This is a genomic window from Vibrio sp. 970 (assembly GCF_033339075.1).
Genome location: NZ_JAWOTW010000895.1, coordinates 1 through 502, shown reverse-complemented (window position 1 = coordinate 502; position 502 = coordinate 1). Strand labels below are relative to the sequence as shown.

1 protein-coding gene is annotated in these 502 nt (G+C 47.6%); it reads left to right on the top strand.

Features of this window, described 5'->3' with window-relative positions; translation table 11 throughout:
- Positions 1–76: 76 nt before the first annotated feature.
- Complete coding sequence (locus R7Q11_RS29785) at positions 77–499, top strand: organic hydroperoxide resistance protein (RefSeq protein WP_225467417.1); 423 nt, start codon at positions 77–79, stop codon at positions 497–499.
- Positions 500–502 lie beyond the last annotated feature (3 nt).

The following is a 502-nucleotide window of genomic DNA, read 5'->3' as shown; positions in this document are numbered from 1 at the left end:
TGCAAACTATCGTTGTTTCGATGTAAGGTTGCAAGCAATTAAATTGTGCGCAACTTAAATTGAAGGGGATATTCGCATGACAACATTATACAAAACTCAAGCTACTGCTCTGGCTGGCCGTAATGGTCAAGTAAAAACCAACGATGGTCTGCTGGATCTTGAACTTGCTTACCCAAAAGAGATGGGTGGTACAGGCGCAGCAACTAACCCAGAACAACTGTTTGCAGCGGGTTACTCGGCTTGTTTCTCTAACGCGATTTTGCACGTTGCGCGTGAAGCAAAAGTAGCGTTAAAGAGCGCACCTGTGACAGCTGAAGTAGGCATTGGTCCGAATGAAAGCGGTGGCTTTGCTTTGACCGTTAGCCTCGCGGCAGAGTTAGACCTACCACAAGAACAAGCACTAGAGCTGACGCGCGTTGCCCACCAAGTCTGCCCATACTCAAATGCCGTTCGTGGCAACATTGACGTCGCAGTTACAGTAAATGGTGAAGCGATTTAATCG